The sequence below is a fragment of the Methanogenium sp. MK-MG genome, assembly GCF_009914725.1.
Lineage (GTDB): Archaea > Halobacteriota > Methanomicrobia > Methanomicrobiales > Methanomicrobiaceae > Methanogenium.
This window is the reverse complement of the sequence record NZ_JAAAWJ010000141.1, coordinates 1-1,833: the sequence shown is the minus strand read 5'-3', so window position 1 is coordinate 1,833 and position 1,833 is coordinate 1. Positions and strand designations below refer to the sequence as shown.

The following is a 1,833-nucleotide window of genomic DNA, read 5'->3' as shown; positions in this document are numbered from 1 at the left end:
CCGGCGTAACGGATATTCCGTTTCTTTTTTGCTGCCGGTGGTTGCCCTCTTTTTCCGTTTATATACAGGGAAATCAAAAGTTGGCCGCCGGATGTGCTGTTTCCTTTATGCATTCGGGTGCTTGTTATGTAGGAAAAATATCAACGGTCACATTCATCCTCCGGACCAACCGGAAAAATGGTGAACGCCGGAGCGGATGGGATTTCAGCCGATGAACCCCAACCGGTCAGATTTTAATCAATACCTCTCATTTTTGGAGAGCCGGTTCCTGGGTGACGATAATCAGGAATTCTCCGTCTTCAAGACGGGAATCACTTCCGGGTACGGCAAGAGTTCCGTCACGGTTCACTCTCATAAAGGGTTTCGTTCCTTCAGGAGTTCCGCCATCTTCCGGCTGTTCCCTGTTGTCAATGGCCCTGAAACTATATCCATTCTCAAGCATGTCCAGCAGTTCATCCTCTTCACGACCAAAAAGGCCGTAGGGAGTTTTCGCCAGTATGTCAACTCTCCCTCCAAAAACCCTTCTGTCCTGCATATCCCGTGCCCTTCCGAATATGATCATATGTTCCAATCCGATAGAATCGATAAATGCTTCAGCAGCTGATCCGATGCTGTCTTTATTTGAAGAAGCGATAAGGAGCCACTGTATTTTCTGTTTAAACAGATGTGCATCGTCCAGAATATCTTCATCCCCCAGATCAACCAAAGAACCGGTATAGGATTCAAACGGTATCCTTCCGGAGTCAGCAACACTCTGAAGTCTCTTACTGCCCGGTGCCAGTACCATAACCGTTGCCCCTGCCGTATGCAGGGCTAATGCCAGGTCGAGAGCCCAGCGCTGTTCCCCATAGATAGCAATACCAACGCCGGGTCTGCAATCTTCAGCACACGGGAGAGGACAGGTGTTCCCAGTCCGTAGATGACTACGGTCGCCAGTATCACAATGAAAACAACGGGAACCATCTCGGGAAAATCAACCCCTACTTCGGCTAAATTAAGGGCGAACAATGAGGCAGTAGCCGCAGCCACAATACCCCGTGGGTGCAACGCCCCCATAAATATCCGTTGTGCATGACTGTAGCCCAGACCATGAGTGGCCACGAAACCTACCAGCGGTCGGGCAACGAGTACGTATACCGCCACCAGAGCCAGGGCGGGTAGAAGATACCGGCCCATGGCAGAGAGATCAACCATTGCAGCCAGCATGATGAACAGAATACCGATGATAAGCGGTTCAAGTGTTTCAGTCAGAACCCGTATGCTGCCAAATGGTGTCAGGCGCTGGTTTGCTATGACAAAACCCATGGGTGAACTACCACGCCCTAAAGGGCGTGGCTTCCTGCTTCATTGACAACACTTGCATCACAGAAACGTGATGTAGAGGCACTGTCTCCACAGGCATAAAGGGCTGTTCCATCCCGATGCGGTGAATATTCACTGCCGCATTGTAATCCCGATCAGCAACAAATCCACAATTGGGACATTCGTGGACTCTAACAGATAGTGTCTTTTTAACGATGTTTCCACAATTCGAGCACATTTGGGATGTGTTTCGGGGGTTGACTGTAACAAGTTTCGTACCAGCACTTTCAGCCTTGTACGAGAGGTAAGAAAAGAATTTTCCCCATGAAACACTGTGGATACTCCTGTGCAGTCCCTTACGGTTGCCTTTCTCTTTCAGACCCTTGATATCCAGATTTTCAACACAAACCGCAGCGTATGTATTGACATACCGACGGGAAAGTTTGTGCAGAAAATCATTCTTCTGGTTGAAGATATGTTCATATGCCTTATTCAGCCTGCTCTTTGCTTTCTTCCAGTTTTTTGAGAACC

4 protein-coding genes are annotated in these 1,833 nt (G+C 48.8%); 1 reads left to right on the top strand and 3 read right to left on the bottom strand.

Annotated elements, in window-relative coordinates; genetic code table 11:
- A partial coding sequence (locus MKMG_RS11480; RefSeq protein WP_216842910.1) for a hypothetical protein occupies nt 1–184 on the top strand: 184 nt, incomplete at its 5' end.
- A gap of 63 nt (nt 185–247) precedes the next feature.
- Here MKMG_RS11480 and MKMG_RS11330 read toward each other — a convergent pair.
- The 3 genes from MKMG_RS11330 to MKMG_RS11320 all read right to left on the bottom strand — a co-directional run.
- Nucleotides 248–787: a hypothetical protein gene (locus MKMG_RS11330; RefSeq protein WP_165078052.1), complete on the bottom strand. Its 540-nt coding sequence runs from the start codon at nt 785–787 to the stop codon at nt 248–250.
- 26 nt (nt 788–813) lie between these two features.
- On the bottom strand, nt 814–1,305 hold the full coding sequence (locus MKMG_RS11325; protein WP_165078051.1) for a cation:proton antiporter: 492 nt from the start codon (nt 1,303–1,305) through the stop codon (nt 814–816).
- 7 nt (nt 1,306–1,312) lie between these two features.
- Nucleotides 1,313–1,833: RNA-guided endonuclease TnpB family protein (locus MKMG_RS11320; protein ID WP_165078050.1), on the bottom strand; the 521-nt coding region annotated here is incomplete at its 5' end.

Excerpts from the sequence above, each read along its gene's own strand:
- MKMG_RS11330 (WP_165078052.1), bottom strand. The coding sequence starts at position 787 with ATGGTACTGGCACCGGGCAGTAAGAGACTTCAGAGTGTTGCTGACTCC.
- MKMG_RS11325 (WP_165078051.1), bottom strand. The coding sequence starts at position 1,305 with ATGGGTTTTGTCATAGCAAACCAGCGCCTGACACCATTTGGCAGCATA.